The 17,235-nt window shown below is 60.8% G+C and carries 19 protein-coding genes; 8 read left to right on the top strand and 11 right to left on the bottom strand.

What is annotated here, in order from left to right; translation table 11 throughout:
* The first annotated feature begins 65 nt into the window (after nt 1–65).
* Nucleotides 66–461, top strand: coding sequence for a hypothetical protein (locus AC13Q5_RS04705; RefSeq protein ID WP_457879796.1), 396 nt, complete (start codon nt 66–68; stop codon nt 459–461).
* A 142-nt stretch (nt 462–603) separates the two neighbouring features.
* Here the strand turns inward: AC13Q5_RS04705 and zwf are convergent, their stop codons facing one another.
* From zwf to AC13Q5_RS04685, 4 genes are all read right to left on the bottom strand, one after another.
* On the bottom strand, nt 604–2,130 hold the full coding sequence (gene zwf / locus AC13Q5_RS04700; RefSeq protein WP_488500966.1) for a glucose-6-phosphate dehydrogenase: 1,527 nt from the start codon (nt 2,128–2,130) through the stop codon (nt 604–606).
* 172 nt (nt 2,131–2,302) lie between these two features.
* Nucleotides 2,303–3,073 (bottom strand): trans-aconitate 2-methyltransferase, encoded by a 771-nt coding sequence (tam, locus tag AC13Q5_RS04695; RefSeq protein ID WP_488500965.1) that lies wholly within the window; start codon nt 3,071–3,073, stop codon nt 2,303–2,305.
* 15 nt (nt 3,074–3,088) lie between these two features.
* Entirely contained in the window at nt 3,089–4,648 is a 1,560-nt protein-coding gene (locus AC13Q5_RS04690) for a TerC family protein (RefSeq protein ID WP_488500964.1), read from the bottom strand.
* Between the two features lie 334 nt (nt 4,649–4,982).
* Nucleotides 4,983–6,023 carry a zinc-dependent alcohol dehydrogenase family protein gene (locus AC13Q5_RS04685; protein ID WP_488500963.1) on the bottom strand — a complete coding sequence of 347 codons (1,041 nt, stop codon included), beginning with the start codon at nt 6,021–6,023 and terminating at the stop codon, nt 4,983–4,985.
* 97 nt (nt 6,024–6,120) lie between these two features.
* On the opposite strand from AC13Q5_RS04685, the gene AC13Q5_RS04680 reads away from it, so the two are divergent.
* Together AC13Q5_RS04680 and AC13Q5_RS04675 are read left to right on the top strand one after the other, a co-directional pair.
* Entirely contained in the window at nt 6,121–6,300 is a 180-nt protein-coding gene (locus AC13Q5_RS04680) for a hypothetical protein (RefSeq protein ID WP_488500962.1), read from the top strand.
* Nucleotides 6,301–6,332: 32 nt separating this feature from the next.
* Nucleotides 6,333–7,220 carry a branched-chain amino acid aminotransferase gene (locus tag AC13Q5_RS04675; protein WP_488500961.1) on the top strand — a complete coding sequence of 296 codons (888 nt, stop codon included), beginning with the start codon at nt 6,333–6,335 and terminating at the stop codon, nt 7,218–7,220.
* 28 nt (nt 7,221–7,248) lie between these two features.
* Here the strand turns inward: AC13Q5_RS04675 and AC13Q5_RS04670 are convergent, their stop codons facing one another.
* From AC13Q5_RS04670 to AC13Q5_RS04655, 4 genes are all read right to left on the bottom strand, one after another.
* Nucleotides 7,249–7,788 (bottom strand): GNAT family N-acetyltransferase, encoded by a 540-nt coding sequence (locus AC13Q5_RS04670; protein WP_488500960.1) that lies wholly within the window; start codon nt 7,786–7,788, stop codon nt 7,249–7,251.
* Nucleotides 7,789–7,922: 134 nt separating this feature from the next.
* Complete coding sequence (locus tag AC13Q5_RS04665) at nt 7,923–9,152, bottom strand: MFS transporter (protein WP_488500959.1); 1,230 nt, start codon at nt 9,150–9,152, stop codon at nt 7,923–7,925.
* Nucleotides 9,149–9,835 (bottom strand): YbhB/YbcL family Raf kinase inhibitor-like protein, encoded by a 687-nt coding sequence (locus AC13Q5_RS04660; protein ID WP_488500958.1) that lies wholly within the window; start codon nt 9,833–9,835, stop codon nt 9,149–9,151. Before AC13Q5_RS04660 ends, AC13Q5_RS04665 begins: the two co-directional genes overlap by 4 nt.
* 108 nt (nt 9,836–9,943) lie before the next feature.
* Nucleotides 9,944–10,759, bottom strand: a complete 816-nt coding sequence (locus tag AC13Q5_RS04655; RefSeq protein ID WP_488501165.1) for a helix-turn-helix domain-containing protein — start codon at nt 10,757–10,759, stop codon at nt 9,944–9,946.
* Nucleotides 10,760–10,937: 178 nt separating this feature from the next.
* Here AC13Q5_RS04655 and AC13Q5_RS04650 point away from each other — a divergent pair, with 178 nt between their 5' ends.
* Entirely contained in the window at nt 10,938–11,282 is a 345-nt protein-coding gene (locus tag AC13Q5_RS04650; RefSeq protein ID WP_488500957.1) for a nuclear transport factor 2 family protein, read from the top strand.
* Nucleotides 11,283–11,343: 61 nt separating this feature from the next.
* Here AC13Q5_RS04650 and AC13Q5_RS04645 read toward each other — a convergent pair whose 3' ends face one another.
* Nucleotides 11,344–12,078 (bottom strand): aspartate/glutamate racemase family protein, encoded by a 735-nt coding sequence (locus tag AC13Q5_RS04645; protein ID WP_488500956.1) that lies wholly within the window; start codon nt 12,076–12,078, stop codon nt 11,344–11,346.
* A gap of 188 nt (nt 12,079–12,266) precedes the next feature.
* Between AC13Q5_RS04645 and AC13Q5_RS04640 the strand changes: the two genes are divergently transcribed.
* Nucleotides 12,267–12,869, top strand: a complete 603-nt coding sequence (locus tag AC13Q5_RS04640; RefSeq protein WP_075852010.1) for a superoxide dismutase — start codon at nt 12,267–12,269, stop codon at nt 12,867–12,869.
* 128 nt (nt 12,870–12,997) lie between these two features.
* Nucleotides 12,998–13,840 carry a metallophosphoesterase gene (locus AC13Q5_RS04635; protein WP_488500955.1) on the top strand — a complete coding sequence of 281 codons (843 nt, stop codon included), beginning with the start codon at nt 12,998–13,000 and terminating at the stop codon, nt 13,838–13,840.
* Nucleotides 13,841–13,843: 3 nt separating this feature from the next.
* Here AC13Q5_RS04635 and AC13Q5_RS04630 read toward each other — a convergent pair whose 3' ends face one another.
* A complete protein-coding gene (locus AC13Q5_RS04630) occupies nt 13,844–14,740 on the bottom strand; it encodes an AraC family transcriptional regulator (protein WP_488500954.1) in 897 nt (298 codons plus the stop codon).
* A 163-nt stretch (nt 14,741–14,903) separates the two neighbouring features.
* Between AC13Q5_RS04630 and AC13Q5_RS04625 the strand changes: the two genes are divergently transcribed.
* On the top strand, nt 14,904–15,686 hold the full coding sequence (locus AC13Q5_RS04625) for an SDR family NAD(P)-dependent oxidoreductase (protein ID WP_488500953.1): 783 nt from the start codon (nt 14,904–14,906) through the stop codon (nt 15,684–15,686).
* Between the two features lie 30 nt (nt 15,687–15,716).
* Here AC13Q5_RS04625 and AC13Q5_RS04620 read toward each other — a convergent pair whose 3' ends face one another.
* On the bottom strand, nt 15,717–16,418 hold the full coding sequence (locus tag AC13Q5_RS04620) for a helix-turn-helix transcriptional regulator (RefSeq protein ID WP_488500952.1): 702 nt from the start codon (nt 16,416–16,418) through the stop codon (nt 15,717–15,719).
* A 128-nt stretch (nt 16,419–16,546) separates the two neighbouring features.
* Between AC13Q5_RS04620 and AC13Q5_RS04615 the strand changes: the two genes are divergently transcribed.
* Nucleotides 16,547–17,182, top strand: a complete 636-nt coding sequence (locus AC13Q5_RS04615) for a LysE family translocator (protein WP_488500951.1) — start codon at nt 16,547–16,549, stop codon at nt 17,180–17,182.
* Nucleotides 17,183–17,235: the final 53 nt, after the last annotated feature.

Genomic DNA, 17,235 nt, shown 5'->3' with positions numbered 1-17,235 from the left:
GCGGCTTGTGTCGGTTGCTTCATTCAGTTACGTTGACGTTAACGTCGTAAAGGCAGGAGGCCACAGTGAACGAAGTTATTGATCAGATCGCGACCAAAGCCGGCATCGCTCCCGACCTCGCGGAGAAGGCCGTCGGCATGATTCTCAGCTTCCTGCAACGCGAGGCTCCGGACGGCCCCGTCACCAAGATGATCGAATCCTTTCCCGGCGCAACCGATCTCGTCGCCCAATATGGCGGCGACCAGGCAGGCGGCGGTGGCCTTCTTGGCGGCCTGCTGAGCGCGGTCGGCGCCGGCGGCGGCATCATGGGCCTTGGCCAGCAGCTGATGAGCAGCGGCCTGAGCATGGGCGACATTTCTTCGCTGGCTAAGGAAACTGTTGCGACCGCTCGCCAATATGCCGGCAACGAAGTCGTCGACGAAGTCGTGAACTCCGTTCCGGGCTTGAGCCAGTTCGTTTAATTATCATTGCCTTCGATAGAAAAAGCCGCCGACTAATTCCCGGCGGCTTTTTTATTGGTCAGACGGCAGGAGCGAGCCTCATCGCTGTTGCTTTTGGTTTGTGGAGGAGGGCCGGTATCCACCAATACCGGCCGATCCAACTTCAAACCCGCCTGCCGCTCGATGCTCCATCAATCTGGTGCCATTTGCGGCCGTCGCGTTCGATGAGTTCGTCCGCGGAGGCTGGGCCGGTGCTGCCGGGGGCGTAAGGATCGGGCTTGCCGCCTTCCGCCCAGAGATCGAGGAAGGGCTGCACGGCCGCCCAGCCGGCTTCGATGCCGTCGGCGCGCTGGAAGAGCGTCTGGTCGCCGACGAAGAGTTCGTAGAACAGGCTTTCATAGCCGGTCTGCTTGCCGATGTCGAAACTGTCGGCATAGCGGAAGTCGAGCGAGACCGGCGCCGTTTTCAGCACGAGACCCGGCGATTTGATCGAGATTTCCATGTCCAGGCCCTCGTCGGGCTGTACCTGGATGACGAGCCTGTTCGGCGGAAGCTCGGGCTGGGAGCCGGAACCATGGCGCGGGAATTGCGCGAAGGGCACCTGCCGGAAGGTGATGACCACTTCCGTATCGCGCGCCTTCATCGCCTTGCCGGTGCGCAGGTAGAAGGGCACGCCGGCCCAGCGCCAGGTATCGACGAAGAGCTTCAGCGCGACGAAGGTTTCCGTATTGCTGTCGGGTGCGACGTCGGGCGTCTGGGTAAAGGCAGGCAGATCCCTGCCTGCGATCGGGCCGGCCGTATAGGCGCCGCGCACGCCGTTCTTGGCCGCTTCCTCGCGCGAATACAGGCGCAGGGCCTTCAGCACCTTGCCCTTTTCGTTGCGGATCGATTCGGCATCGAAGCTGTTCGGCGGTTCCATTGCCACCATTGCCAGCAATTGGAAGAGGTGGTTCGGTACCATGTCGCGCAGCGCGCCGGTCGCATCGTAGAATTTGCCGCGCGTGCCGACATCGACGAGTTCCGCCGCGGTGATCTGCACGTGGTCGATATAGTTGTTGTTCCACAGCGCCTCGATCATCATGTTCGCAAAGCGCGTCGTCATGATGTTCTGGACGGTTTCCTTGCCGAGGAAATGGTCGATGCGGTAGATCTGGCTTTCGTGGGTGTGGTTCAACAGCCGCGCGTTCAATGCCTGCGCAGATGCGAGATCGTTGCCGAAGGGCTTTTCGATTGCGATACGGCGGAAGGCGCCCGTCGCCTCGTTCATCAGCCCGTTTTCTGAGAGTTTCTCGGCAATATCGCCGAAGAAGCGCGGCGGCACGGCGAAGTAAAAGGCCGCATTGGCGGTCGGCGCATGCGAGAGATAATCCGAGATCTCCTTATAGACGCCGTTTTGAGTGAAATCGCCGGAGATATAGCTGATGCGCTTGCGCAGGCTCTGCCACGCCGCCTGCCGCTCCGGGTCGTCCATGTCGCCGGAGGTCTTCAGGAATGATTCCAGGCGATCCAGCAGCATCTCGACGCCGCCAGTCTCGATGCCGATGCCGAGGATATGCAAATCGTCGCCGATCAGCCCGCTGCGGGTCATGTTGATCAGCGTCGGGATCAGCAGGCGCCGGGTGAGATCGCCGGCGGCGCCGAAGATCACGAAGGTTAGCGGCGGGGCCGGTGCGACATCGGGGGTGGTCATGAGCGCATCTCCTTCTGGCGGCCATACTCGGGGCTTCTGGACGACATCGACTATCTCCTCGGAGCTATTGCTGTTTCAGCTTTGGCTTGTCATGTTCTAGCGCGGGCCGACGCCGGTTGTCGATGGGATCGACGCGCCGCCGTCAGCCGGGATTTCGGGATTGGCAAATAGCCTATTTTTTCACGGCGATCACGAACAGCCGCGGGAAGCGCAACAACACCTTGCCGTCGACAAGCGGCGGATAGGCTTTCTCGATACGCTTCAGATATTCGGCGGTGAAGGCATCGCGATGTTCGGCGCCCGCATGGTCGAGATAAGGGCGCAGGCCCGTGGCCTTCACCCATTCGACGATCGCCGCTGCGTTTTCCAGCGCGTGATTGTAGTTGGTGTGCCAGATATCGACGCGCTGCGACTTGCCGATTAGCCTGTTGTAATAGACCGAAGGCGCGGGCAGCGAATTGCGGCGCACGCTCTTGCTTGCGAAGGCATCGCTCCAGGGGCCGTTCCTTGCCGTCTCCTCCATCATCAGGTGGCTGAGTTCAGTCAGATTGTCAGGCATCTGCACGGCAAGTACGCCGCCGGGCTTCAATCCGTCCATCAGCTCGTCGAATATGTCGAGATGGTTTGGCAGCCACTGAAACACGGCGTTGGCAAACAGCAGATCGACGGGCTCCTCGGGGCGCCATGTGGCAAGATCCGCCTTGACGAAGCCCGTGCCGGGCATGCGCTTGCGTGCCGCCTCCAGCATGTTGTCGTCGCTGTCGAGGCCGGAGACGCCCTCGGCGCCATAGCGCTCGACGATCAGTTCGGTCGAATTGCCGGGACCGCAACCGAGGTCGATCGCCCGCTCGACGCGCTGCAGCGGCACCTGCGCCAGCAGGTCGCGCGCCGGGCGCGTGCGTTCATCCTCGAATTTCACATACTGGCCGGCAGACCATGCCATGAGCGTATCCTCCTCCTAGATTGCATATTCCAGCGGTTGAATCCGCACTTTGTCGATATTTCGGCCATTGAGCTTGATCACTTCGAAGGCAAGGCGGCCGGAGCTGAAACGTTCGCCCTCGTGCGGCAGGTGACCGAGGCCCCAGAGGATGAAACCGGCAAGCGTCGAATAGCGATCGGTCTCGTCAACGAGGTCGATGCCGACCAGTTTCGAGAGGCGGCGAATGTCGATCCAGCCATCGACCGTCAGCGACCCATCCTCGCCCTTGTTGATCGTCAGCGGTTCATTGTCCTCGTCGGGGAATTCGCCGGCGATTGCTTCGAAAAGGTCCGTCGTTGTCACCAACCCTTCGATTTCGCCATATTCGTCGAGCACCAGCGCCATCGCCTGGTTCTGATGGCGCAGCCGCTCCATCAGCTTCAGCACATTGATGCTCTCATGTACGGCCAGCGGCTGGCGGATCGAGCGTTCGGGGTCTATCTCGCCCTTCTGCGTGAGGTCGCGCAGAACGTCGCGCGCGCTGGCGATGCCGACGAAATCGTCGAGACTGCCGCGCACGACCGGAAAGCGCGAATGGCCGATTTCGATGACGTGATGTTGCTGCTCCTCGCGCGGCTTGTCGAGATCGAGCCAGACGATATCAGTGCGCGGCGTCATGATCGAGCGGACGGAGCGCTCCGCCAGCGTGAGGACGCCGTGGATCATGTCTTTTTCTTCGGCGGAGAAGACCTCTTCGCTGATGCTTTCCTGAGGGTTTTTCTCCACTGCTTCGCCGAGCGTGCTCTGCGGCCGTTTCGCCCCGAGCAGTCCGAGGACGGCGTCGGCGGTGCGATTGCGGATATTGGTCGGCGTGATCAGCCGCTCCTTGTTGCGCCGGGCGAGTTGGTTCAGCGCCTCGATGATGATCGAGAAGCCGATGGCCGCATAGAGATAGCCCTTCGGCACGTGGAAGCCAAAGCCTTCGACGACAAGCGAGAAGCCGATCATCATCAGAAAACCGAGGCAGAGGATGACCACGGTCGGATGTTTTGAGACGAAGGCCATCAGCGGCTTCGACAGGAACAGCATGACGCCGACGGCGAAGATGACGGCAACCATCATCACCGAAAGTTCCTGCACCATGCCGACCGCGGTAATGACGCTGTCGAGCGAGAAGATGGCATCGAGCACGACGATCTGGACGATCACCTGCCAGAAGACGGCATGGACGACCTTCTTTTCGCCCTGCGCCTCATGGCCCTCCAGTCGCTCATGCAGCTCCATCGTCCCCTTGAACAGCAGGAACAGGCCGCCGAAGATCAGGATGAGGTCACGTCCGGACAGGCTGAAGCCCCAGATGGACATAAGCGGCGCCGTCAGCGTCACCACCCAGGCGATGGAGGCAAGCAGCGCCAGGCGGATGATGAGGGCCAGCGCCAGACCGATCATGCGCGCGGCGTCGCGCTGATGCGGCGGCAACTTATCTGCCAGAATCGCGATGAAGACGAGATTGTCGATACCGAGAACAATCTCGAGAACGATCAGGGTAGCAAGACCGATCCAGGCGGATGGGTCGGATAGCCAGTCGAAGATCATTAATGTGCAAGCTTGGCGCCGGCCGCGATGGGCCTGCCAATTCTTTCCTTCTGTTTGTCGGGTGAGATGCCGCGCGCCAACGTTACCGCGCGGCTCATACAGCCGTCGCTATCCGGATCGCTATTTGTCGGGCCGGCTTTCCTGGAGCAGGAACTATAAGGCTCGCTTTCGGGCATGGGCGGCAATCTGGACACGAAATGAGATTTGCGCAAGGGCATCGGATAAATCAGTCTATCCGGATTGCATGACACTTTTTCGAAAATGCCTCCGCACCGCCCGGTTGAGCCAAGCGATGCGAGCAACTATTGGGATTTCTTCGCCATGCTGCCAGCGTTCAAAATTGCGTGATGACGCTGATGCCCTTGCCCTCGGCCTTATCGAGTGACATCAGCGCCGGGACGGCCTCTTCCAGGCTGATCCTGCGGCCGATGAGCTTCTGCGGCGCAATCTTGCCGGCCGCCAGCATGTCGAGCATGGCGTCATAGCGCCAGGCCTGCATGCCGTGGCTGCCATAGATCTCCAGCTCATGGCCGATGACCTGCGCCATCGGGATCTGCGGCGTCGCATAGTCTCCGAGCATGAGGCCGACCTGCACGTGCCGGCCACGCCGGCGCAGGTTCTTGATGGAGTTGAAGCAAGTGGTGGGGTGGCCCAGCGCATCGATCGACACATGGGCGCCGCCCTTGGTGATCTCGCGCACGGCTTCCGCCACATCAGCGACGCTTGCCGCATTGATCGTTGCCACTGCCCCGCACTCGCGGGCAAAGGCGAGCTTTTCGTCGGAGATATCGATGGCGATGGCATTGGCGCCGAGCGCGCTGGCAATCATGATTGCCGAGAGGCCAACGCCGCCGCAGCCATGTACGGCAATCCATTCGCCGGGTCGGGTCTTCGCCTGGTCGGCAACGGCGCGGAAGGAGGTGGCAAAGCGGCAGCCGAGGCTTGCCGCCGTTGCGTCATCGACTGTCTCGGGCAGGTGAACGAGATTGGTGTCGGCATAGTCGATCGCGACATATTCGGCGAAGGAACCCCAATGGGTGAAGCCGGGCTGGAACTGGCTGGGGCAGACCTGCTGGTTGCCGGAATGGCATTCGGCGCAATGGCCGCAACCCGATACGAAGGGGACGGTGACGCGATCGCCGACCTTGAAGCGGACGACGCCGCGCCCGGTCGCGACCACCTTGCCGGCAAGCTCATGCCCCGGCACATGTGGCAGCTTGATATCCGGATCATGACCCATCCAGCCATGCCAGTCGCTACGGCAAAGGCCGGTCGCGCCGACGGCGATGACAACGCCGTCTTCGCCCGGTGTCGGATCTGGCAGGGTACGGATTTCGGGCGTTGCCTCGAAGGCCTCGTAATACATCGCTTTCATGGGAGTTCTCCCTTTCTCCTGACGATCCGTGCGGCCCATCATTTTTGCTGATGGACCTATTCGTCAAGTTGTTGTTTCGACGCATGAAAATTGCGCTATGAATGCGGTATCGGGCGCTTTGTTGCAAATGGATTTTGCCGCGCAGTTTCCGCTTGACCCTGAAGTTGCGCGGTTATTTGCTCTTCGCCACCCAGAGCAATCCCAGGAAAGATGCGCAGCGGTTTTCCGTCCGGAATTGCGTGAAGATAAAGAGAAGAGCGGTCCAGAGGTTCCGTGAAAAGCCGAACCGCTCAAAGAGAGGAAACACCCATGTCCGTCGATACGTCGCCCCGCACCACCACCTGGACCTATGTCGAGGGAGAATGGCTTTCCGGCAATCCGCCGCTGATCGGGCCGACCTCACACGCCATGTGGCTGGGTTCGACCGTATTCGACGGCGCACGCTGGTTCGATGGCATTGCACCCGACCTCGACCTCCATTGCCAGCGCATCAATCGTTCGGCCGTCGCCATGGGGCTGAAGCCTGTCAAGACCTCGGAGGAGATCGAGGCGCTCGCCTGGCAAGGCATCAAGAAATTCGACGGCAAGACGCCGATCTACATCAAGCCGATGTATTGGGGCGAGCATGGCTCGCCGGGCAGCGTCGTCGCCGTCGATGCGGAATCGACGCGCTTTGCCCTCTGCCTGTTCGAGGCACCGCTTGGCGGCACCGGCGGCATCACGCTCACCGTCTCGCCCTTCCGCCGCCCGTCGCCGGAAACGGCGATGACCGACGCCAAGGCCGGCTCGCTCTATCCGAACAGCGGCCGCATGATCCTCGAAGCGAGGGGTCGCGGATTCAACAATGCGCTGGTGCGCGACATGAACGGCAATGTCGTCGAGACCGCATCCTCAAACGTCTTCATGGTCAAGGACGGCATCGTCTACACACCGGTCGCCAACCGCACCTTCCTTGCCGGCATCACCCGCGCCCGCGTCATCGGCCTTTTGCGCCAGGAAGGCTTCGACGTCCGCGAGGAAACCCTCTCCGTCGAACAGTTCATGGCAGCCGACGAGATCTTCACGACCGGCAACTATTCCAAGGTCGTCAGCGTCAATCGTCTGGATGGTCGCGAATTCCAGGAAGGGCCGGTCGCTCGCAAGGCGCTGGAACTCTACATGGATTGGGCACACGGAGGCAGCGCCAGCGAAGAGTGAGCCGCCATCGACCGCCAAGGCAATGATATCATTGTCTGGCGGCGCTGGCCTCGAAGGCAGCCCTTGTCATGCTGTAGGAGGCAAATGGCTCGTCGTGATAGGTGGTCCGACGCGCCTGCGACAGGCCGAGCTTTTGCGCGACGCGGATGGAGGCAGCGTTGCCGGGGGCAATATCGGCAATGACGCGGTCGAGCTCGAGCGTCTGGAAGGCATGGGCGAGCACGGGCTTTGCCGCTTCCGTCGCATAGCCCTTGCCCCAGGCAAGCCTGTTCAGCCGCCACCCGATCTCGATGTCAGGCCCGATGGCATCGGCGGGTATCAGCAATATCCAGCCGAGGAATTGCTCGGGATTTTCTCGGGCGCGGATCGACCAGTAACCCAGGCCATCGCCGAAATCCGCTTCGATCCGGCCTTTCACGAAAGTCCGATGTGCTTCCCCATCGTGCCAGGGGCCGGGAATGAAGCGCGTCACCTCCGGATCGCGATCCATGGCGATGCAGTCGCCAAGGTCGGCCATGGTGCGGGGGAGGACGATCAATCGCTCGGTTTCGAAGTTTGGAAGCGCCATAGAGATATCTCCACAACTGCCAATGACGGGAGAATATCAAAAGCGCGTTTGAGCTCAACCTGACTTGCATGGAATCGCGGCGAACTGACCGCGATTCCAGTGTATGCTTCGTATCGATGGCGATGCCGAGCGGGCTACTCCGCTTCCTTCTTCGGGCTGACCCACCAGCAATACACAGCTCCGAGCGCCAGCAGCACGCAGGTTCCGAGAAACACTGCGGGCATGCCGATATGGCCGCCGACGAAGCCGCCCATGACAGGCCCTGCCACCTGGCCGACATATTGCGACGAGATGGATAGGCCGAGAATGCTGCCCGTCGCCGCGTCCGGCACGTTATGTCGGATTACGGCGGTGATGCAGGGCAGAAGGCCGCCGAGCGCCACGCCCATCAGGAAGCGTAGCGCGATCAGCTGCCAGGCCGAGGTTACGAATGCCTGTGGTATCAACAGCAGCGCCGCAACCGCAAGGGCTGCGGTGATGACGCTCCAGTAGCCGATGCGGTCAGCGAGCTTGCCGAGCCAGGAGGACGACAGGATGCTGCCGAGCGCCGCAGCCGCCATGACGACGCCCGAGACCATCGTCACATTGGTGTCGCTGACGAACTGCGCGACATAGACTGTTATGATCGGCTCGATCGACATGTTGGCGAGCATCAGCAGCATGCCGAGCGACAGCATAGCGATGACCGGGCGCTTGTCCGGAATGGAGGCCCAGCTGCCGCTGGCCTTTGCGGCCTTCTTCCGGGCCGTGGATTTCTCCTCCTTGATGAGAAAAGTTGTGGCAAGGAAGGTGAAGAAGATCACGCCGCCGGCCAGCAGGAAGGTGCCGCGAATGCCGATAACAGGCGGCAGCGCGCCGCCGATCAGCGGTCCGACGAGATTGCCCGCCATGATGCCGGCAGACAGCGTGCCGAGCGCCCAGGCGGAGCGATGCTTCGGCGTCTGCGCGGCCACCAGCACCATCGATCCCGAGGCATAGCCGCCGGCAAGGCCGGTGAAGAGGCGCAGCACCACCAGTTCCCAGACGTTTCCGGCCATGCCCATCAGCGAAATCGCCACCGTCATGCCGAGGCTGGCGCGGATCAGCATCAGTTTGCGGCCGTAGATATCGCCGAGCCGTCCCCAGAGCGGGGCGACGAAAGCGGCCGCAAAGAAGGTGGCGCCATAGGCGATGCCGGACCATTGCACGATCGCGGCCTTATCGCTGATGCCGAGTTCCTCGACATAGAGCGGCAGGAAGGGGAGCAGCAGCGTCATTGCCACGATCGTCGTGAACGAGCCGAGGAGGCAGATGATCAGGTTCCGCATCCAATGCGCGGTTTCCGGCTCTGCCGGTGCGGCGGCATCCCATCTCGTCTCGGTCATTTCTCGGCCTTTGCATTCAATGTGTAAAACAGTTCCTGGCTACCAGATGCCAGAATATGACCCTTTGCCGCGGCGATGAGATCGGCGCGGGTGAACAGGTCGGGAAGGTTCAGTCGGTCGACATCGAGCGCATAGACGGTGACGTGGTAACTATGCACGCGCTCGTCATTCCAGGGAGGGCAGGCGCCCATATAGCCGCCATGCGGCCCGTCCTTCAAGTTGCCGCCGCCGGCGCCGTTCTGGCCGCGCCGTCCATAGGCCGTGCGCTCAAGCGGTAGTCCCTGGGCTGAGGGCCCGTTTCCATCCGTACCCTCGGCAAGGCGGGTGCGCGAGGCGGGAATATCGGCCAGCACCCAATGAACGAATTCCATCCGCTTGAAATCCCTAGAGATGGTCTTGTCGGCCTTGTTGAAGAGCGAGAAATCCGTGGGAACGTCGGGGTCGACCATGGTCAGCGCATAGGAGCGCGTGCCCTTCGGCCCCTTCGACCAGGATACGGCAAGGCTCTTGTTCGGTCCGGGTGCGGATTTGTCTGATGATGTCGAAATGCAGGAGGCGTTTTCCGGCAGCAGCATCCGGCCGTTGCTCTTTGTGAACGTCACTTTGAGATCGGCCGATATCGCCGGCGTGGCGACAGCTGCGGCGATGAAGGCGGCGTTCAGAACTTTGAGCATGGTTTTCATGGTGTTGCCCTTTCGTGTTGCGGCTCCTGTGAGCCTTCGAGGGCAGGGTCTAACAAATTCGTGCCGAGCATCTGCGCACGCAAACGCTCAAAAAGCGGTCGCAAACGCTCACGTGCTGCGAAGTCGCTCCGCGAAACGGCGGGGCGAGCGATAGCCGGTGGCAAGGGCAGCCTCACGCAGCGAAAGTCCGTCCTCGCTGAGCAACGTTGTCGCCAGCGCCACGCGCTCGCTTGCCAGTACATCCCGCAGGGAGGTGCCCTCGCGTGACAGCCGCCGACGCAGCGTTGCATTGCTCGTGCCGAGCTCGCTGGCGATGAGATCGGCCGTCCATGGGCGATCCGGCTGCCAGCGCACCATCGCCCGCACCGCCTCGGCGGTTGTCTCGGGCGAGCCGGGCAGGGCGCCGCGCATGCCGAGCACCATCAATATCTCCAGAAGCCTGTGCTCGATCAGCGGGATCGGCATATTACCGCCGGCAATGCCTTCGCCCGCATGGTTGATGGCCGCTGCCAATAGCGGATCGAGCGGCAGGTCGATCTGCAATGCGGTCTGGGCGGGCGGAAATGCCTTTGCCGCACGGCGCGTCAAATCCGCGGGAAAGGTAATGAAGATCGCCCGATAGACACCGGTCTGCGGATCGGGATCGTTGACGACATCACCGCTCCAGCCGGCTGGCAGCACGATCACCGTGCCGGCCGCAAAATGCCGCTGTCGCCCCATGCTGACGATTTCCTTGGAACCTTCCAGGATGGCGACGATTGACACCTGTGAAAAGGCCGAGCCGGCAATGCGCTCGCGTTCGCGCGTGACGAAGGTGAAAAGCGTGGAATAGCTGCCGATGCCGGTCGGCGCGACCGCCGGGCGGTTATCCTTCGCCGCCAGGCGGCGCAGCTTTTCCAACATGTGATGATGAGCCTCGGACACTGCGATGGCTTCCTGCTGATCGGGGGTGCCGACGAGTGTGGACCACACGGATGGCAATGCCAAGTCCGCAAAGCGCCTTGTTGGTTCGCATGCCTCATGTTATTTTCTGATTGCATCTTGCAATCGGTTTTGACGCGCCACCAGAAGCATTGTGCGTCTGCAAAGGAGGAGGCACATCATGAACTCTCTCGAAAATGCCCGCTGCAACACGGTCAAGCGTCTCTTTGCCGCTTATCTGGCGCAGCATCCCGATATCGTCGATCCGATGCTGACCCCGGATTTCACCTTTTCCAGTCCGCGCGACGATCATATTGATAAGAAACGGTACTTCGAGCATTGCTGGCCGAAGGAGAAGGTTTTTCGCGACATTCATATCGAACATCTGGTCGCCGACGGCGATGATGTGATCATTGGCTATCGTGCCGAGAAGATGGATGGCGGCAGCTTTCGCAATGTCGAGCTGATCCGCTTTGCCGGCGACCGGATCGCTGAGGTGAACGTCTATTTCGGACGGAATTTGTAGACCAATGCCAGGAAAAATGCGCCGCGGTTTTCCGCCCGGAATTGCTTAAACAAAGTTTCACTCAGCCAGCCGTGATCGCCGCCACTGCCGCTGCAAGCGCCGTTGCGGGGCCGGTTATCGGTTGCGGATGACCTTCCGGAAGAAGGCGTGCCGCGTCCGTCATGGAAGCCTGCGCGAAGGCGATCGTAACGGGACCTTCGCTATTGGCTGCGCTAACCGCATCGGCAATGGAGGCAAGATAGGCCGATAGCTCGCCTGCGCGAAAATGCGCCCATGCGCCCGGCACCAGTCGAACCTCGATTTCGGCTCCTGTTGCCTTCGCCGCTGCTTCGAAGAGAGCTGTCGTCGGTACGATAGTCGTTTCGACCGTACACAGCACAATGACCTTGCCGCCGGCCTTGGTGGCTTCCTCGGCCAGCGCCGCGTCCGCCCTGATGATCGGCGCGGTCGCGCCGCCGGCGACCTTCGAAACGGCCGGGCCGAGCGTCGAGCAGTTGAGCACGACGGCATCCGCATCCTCTGCCAGATGCCAGAGAAGGGCGGCCGTTTCCGTCGATATCTCATCCGTCAGTCGCCCCACCTTTTCGGCGTCGAGAAGAAGGTCGGCGCGGACATGATGACGCAGCATGCCGCCGGGCAGCCCCAGCGCTTTGGCCGCGGCTTCATAGACGGCAATGTTGCTCTCGGCGGTGTGCAGGCAGGTTATCGTCACGGAGATTTCTCGCAATGGCAGAAGGTCCGTGAACCTAGCCTCGACAAGGTGCTTTGTCGACATTTCGGCGTTGGGCTTCACCATCTATCCAGGCGTCATCATATGCAATAGTGTTAGTTTCTAAGTCGATGCTATAATCAATTGAAAAATAGGGCAATTTTTGCTCCCGCGTGCAACTTTTTTGGCATGTCGCCGGTTGCTCTTCCAGGCGACCGCTCCTATGTTCCGGTTCACCTGCCGACCGCAATTTTTTGCCAAGAGGAGATATGACCATGGCTTTCGAATTGCCTGCACTTCCCTACGATTACGACGCCCTTTCGCCTTTCATGTCGCGTGAGACCCTCGAGTATCACCACGACAAGCACCACAAGGCTTACGTCGACAACGGCAACAAGCTCGCTGCGGAAGCAGGTCTTGCCGATCTGTCGCTCGAAGAGATCGTGAAGAAGTCCTTCGGCACCAATGCAGGCCTCTTCAACAATGCAGCCCAGCACTACAACCACATCCATTTCTGGAAGTGGATGAAGAAGGGCGGCGGCGGCAACAAGCTGCCGGGCAAGCTCGAAGCAGCCTTCGCTTCCGATCTCGGCGGCTATGACAAGTTCAAGGCCGATTTCGCCGCTGCCGGCGCCACTCAGTTCGGCTCGGGCTGGGCATGGGTTTCCGTCAAGAACGGCAAACTCGAAATCTCCAAGACCCCGAACGGCGAAAACCCGCTCGTTCATGGCGCAGATCCGATCCTCGGCGTCGACGTTTGGGAACACTCCTACTACATCGACTACCGCAACCTGCGTCCGAAGTACCTCGAAGCCTTCATCGACAGCCTGATCAACTGGGACTACGTCCTGGAGCGCTACGAAGCCGCTACGAAGTAAGGTTTGCCGCATAGGCTGGCTTTCGCACCCGGCGTCTTTTCGGCGTCGGGTGTTTTCTTATCCGCCGGCCTTTATTGATGTATCTGGATGCCGTATCGCGGCCCCAGGAGACTGCCCAAGGAGGCTGAATGCCATCAGCACCGCTCTTCCGTTTTGGTGTCATCGCCGATCCGCAATATGCCGATCTTGAGCCTAACCTGACCCTCAATCGCTATCCGGCGAAAAGCCTCGACAAGCTTCGCGATGCAATTGAGGAGTTCAATCGGCACGATCTCGCCTTCGTGGTGACCCTCGGCGACATCATCGACCGCCAATGGAAGAGCTTCGATGCCATTCTGCCGGTCTACGAGGCTTTGCGTCACGCTAAGCATTTCCTCCTCGGCAATCACGATTTCGCCGTGGCGCCAGAACATCTCGGCAGCGTATCCGCCCGTGTGGGCATGCCGTCCGCCTATTACGATTTCAGCCATTCCGGCTATCGCTTCATCGCGCTCGATGGCAATGAGATCAGCGTCTTCGCCCCGCCCGAAGACGACCCGCGCCGGCAAGAGGCGAAGGCGTTGATGAAGCGTCTGGGGGATTCGGGCGCGACGAACGGCCAGCGTTGGAACGCAGCCATCAGCGATGCGCAATTCGACTGGCTTGCCGCGAAGCTTCGGGAGGCAAAGGCGGTGGGCGAAAAGGTCGTCGTCATGAATCACTACCCGGTCTTCCCGGATAATCCGCACAACGCGCTCGACAGCGACCGCATGCTTTCGCTTCTGGCCGAGCACGACCATATCATCGCTTACCTTAACGGCCACAATCACGCCGGCAATTTCGGGGTGTCGGACGGTACCTATTTCGTCAATTTCATGGGCATGGTGGATACGGAAGACACCAGTGCCTATTCGATCGTCTCCGTCTACGATGACCGGCTCGAGATCACTGGTTTCGGGCGCGAGACAGATAGAACGCTAGCGCTGCGCTGAGGCTCACTCCGCCGCCATCCGCATCTCGGTGACGTCCCTCTTCGGCGGCGTGCCGAACATGCGGGCATATTCGCGGCTAAATTGCGAGGCACTTTCATAGCCCACCTGATAAGCAGCGCTCTCGACATTCGCATGGCCCGCAACCATCAGGCGCCGGGCTTCGAGCAGCCGCATCTGCTTCTGATATTGTAGCGGGGTCATCGAGGTCAGCGTCTTGAAATGCTGATGGAAGGAGGAGGGGCTCATGCGCGCGGCCGCCGCCAGCTGCTCGATCCGCACCGTTTCAGCGAAATTGTCGCGCAGCAGGCGAATGGCCTCGGCGATGCGCCGCGTCTGGCCATCCGGCAGCACCAGCTTGCACACCTCGCCGCTATTCGGGCCGGTCAGCAGCCAGAAGCAGATTTCCCGCATGATCGTCGGATAGAGCACCGGAATGGCGCCTGGGGTCGCAAGCAGGCGCGTCAACCGTACAAGGCAATCGGCGAGTTGGTCGCTGAGATCCTCGACGAAGATGCCGAGCCGGGCGCTGCCTGTCGGCTTCGGCGGCTTGTCGAGCTGTTCCATCACCTCGCGCAGCACGCCGACATCGAATTCGAGCGAGATCGCCATGTAAGGCTTCTCCTCGCTTGCCTCGACCACCTTGCCGGCTGCGGGCAATTCTATGCTGATGATGAGGGCCTGCATCTCGGCATAGTCGATCACCCTCTCGTTCAGCATCAATTGCTTTGCGCCCTGTACGATGACGCAGAGTGCCGGCCGGTAGACCATCGCATGCGGCATCTTCAGTTCTGTCGAGCGCATGATATGCAGACCATCGATGCCGGTCGAATACAGCCCGTTCTCGCCGACATCGCTGGCCTCGATGAATTGGGTGATCGCCTCTTTCAGGGCTGATGACATGACCGATCTCCAAGGCTGGATGTGCTTGCTCTCATCATAGCAGTGCGCTGCGACCCGACAAGGCACTTGGAGGAATAGGCAAGAAATTCGAGAGTTCCCGCATTCAAGGAAATGCCTTGGCGAGCGTAGATTCCGGTCATCAAGCATTCCCTGGAGAACGGCAATGACAATGGAAAATACCGATAAATCAAAGGCGAAGATCGCAATCATCACCGGCGGCAGCCGCGGGCTTGGGCGCAATGCCGCCATTCATCTCGCCCGACGCGGCGGCGATGTCATCCTGACCTACAATGCGAATAAGGCAGAAGCCGATAGCGCCGTTGCCGAGATCGAAGCGCTCGGCCAAAAGGCGGTTGCCTTGCAGCTCGAAGCCGGCGATGTTGCATCCTTCGGCGCGTTCGTTGCCGAGGTCGGTCGCTCGCTGCAGCAAGTATGGGGCCGTGATCGCTTCGATTTCCTCGTCAACAACGCCGGCACCTCCTATCACGCTTCCATTGCGGAGACGACGGAAGCCGAGTTCGACAAGCTCTACAACGTCCATCTCAAGGGCGTGTTCTTCCTGACGCAGAAGCTGCTGCCGCACATCAATGACGGTGGCCGTATCGTCAATGTCTCCTCCGGCCTTGCCCGCTTCAGCAATCCGGGCTCATCCGCCTATGCGTCGATGAAGGGTGCGGTTGAAGTTCTGACGCGCTATCTCGCCGGGGAGCTCGGCGCTCGCGGCATCGCCGTAAACACCGTAGCGCCCGGCGCGATCCAGACGGATTTCAGCGGCGGCATCGTTCGCGACAATCCGGAGGTCAACAGGATGGTCGCTTCCATGACGGCGCTCGGTCGAGCCGGCCTGCCCGACGATATCGGCCCGATGATCGCCTCGCTGCTGTCGGACGACAATCGCTGGGTCAACGGCCAGCGCATCGAAGTCTCGGGCGGGATGATCCTTTAACTCGTCATCGTCTCTGCGATCTATAGCATCTCAGCCGGTGGCGGCTGAGCTGTTTATCTGCCAGCCATTCACCCAGATTTGACGCAGGCCGTCGCCTTCGCCCTTGAACCAGAGCCCGGTCGGCTGGCAGTCCTCGATACGATCGCTGCGGAAATTGCGGATCGCCTGACGCAGCTCGCACCAGGCGACGATGTTGGCGGTTTCGGAATAATAGATCAGCGCGATCGGCCGGATGATGCGCTCGGTGGCGCGGCCGAGTTCGTCACGATAGGCAAGGTCGAGCTTTTCCTCGTCGCGAATGGCGCGGCGCACCAGCGAAAGATCGATGGCCGAAGCCGAGGGTGCCGCAAAGCCCCAGGCATGCAGCGCATTGGCATCCAGGGTCTGGCGCAGGGGCGGCGGCACGGCGCCGGCGATCTTGGCGGTGACGCGCTTGGCCGCCTGCTTCAGCTCCGCATCTCCTGTGCGCTCCAGCAGCGCCAGCGACAACACGATCGCTTCCATTTCCTCGATGGAAAACATCAGCGGCGGCAGGTCGAAGCCAGGCCGCAAGATGTAGCCGATGCCTCGCTCGCCCTCGATCGGCACCCGCATCGCCTGCAGCGCGGCGATATCGCGATAGACGGAGCGCACGGTCACCTCCAGCCGGGCGGCAATATCGGCGCCCGTCACCGGCTTCTTGGCCAGCCGCAGGATCTGGATGATCTCGAAAAGGCGTGACGCCTTGCGCATTTCTTGCCTCGAAGATGAAGGCTACTGACAATACCCCGTCAGTTGGATCTCTTTATAAGATCGCCTATTCGCTTGAAAATCAACAATTTCCTCTCCGGATTTCATGGAGAGATCGATAGGCAACTGACATGGGTTACGCAGAAAATCTCTGGCTTTTCTTCATTCTTCTCTTAGGGATCATCATCGTTCCCGGCATGGACATGCTGTTTGTCCTCGCCAATTCCCTGACCGGCGGCAGCAATCGCGGCCTTGCCGCGACGGGCGGCATCATGGTCGGCGGCGCGGTGCATTCGTTGAACGGTGCTGTCGGCATCGGCCTGCTGATGCACTTCGTGCCCGTTCTCTTCAATCCGCTGCTTGTGATCGGTGGTGCCTATATGGCCTTCATCGGCTACACGCTGATGCGCAGTTCTATCACAGTCGGGGGCGAGGGGCCGGCCGGCAGCCGTTCCGCCTGGAAAGCTTTCCGGCAGGGCGCGGTCACTTGCCTCATCAATCCCAAGGCCTATCTCTTCATCTTTGCCGTGTACCCGCAATTCCTGAAGCCAGACTACGGCCCGATGTGGATACAGGCGGTCATCATGGGAGCCATGACCATCGCGACGCAATTTGCCGTCTATGGAGCTCTTGCCGTCACTGCCGGGCGCAGCCGCGACCTGCTGGTCGCCAATCCCAAGGCAACCGCCTTTGCCGGCCGTGCAGCCGGGCTGCTGCTGGTCGCCGTCTCCATATTTACGGTCTGGGAGGGTTTGAAGATGGCGTGAGGGTTGACGCGGCGAATGAGTGTGTCGGCAGCATGACACTGATTTCACTTGGC

Source organism: Martinezella sp. CNPSo 3964 (assembly GCF_057784375.1).
This window is presented reverse-complemented; position numbering and strand designations above follow the sequence as displayed.